Origin of the sequence: Citrobacter sp. TBCS-14 (assembly GCF_005280805.1) — a bacterium.
GTDB classification, from domain to species: domain Bacteria; phylum Pseudomonadota; class Gammaproteobacteria; order Enterobacterales; family Enterobacteriaceae; genus Citrobacter; species Citrobacter gillenii.
Window position 1 is genome coordinate 1 of record NZ_SZWM01000128.1, and the last position, 230, is coordinate 230.

General features: G+C 57.0%; 1 pseudogene. It reads right to left on the reverse strand.

Going from position 1 to position 230, the window contains the following annotated elements:
• Nucleotides 1–230, reverse strand: a pseudogene (gene ureC, locus FDX22_RS00690) (urease subunit alpha); the annotation flags it as partial.

The window sequence follows — 230 nt, forward strand, 5'->3', positions numbered from 1 at the left end:
CTGCCTTGCCGATGGCGAAGATCCTGCCGGCTTTGATACCGATATCCGCTTTCACGATCCCCCAGTGATCGACGATCAGCGCGTTGGTTATTACCAGATCCACACATGCATCGGCGCGCATTTGCCCCTGGCCCATGCCGTCGCGGATCACTTTTCCGCCGCCGAATTTGACCTCTTCGCCGTAGGTGGTGAAGTCTTTTTCTACTTCGATCCACAGGTCGGTATCCGCC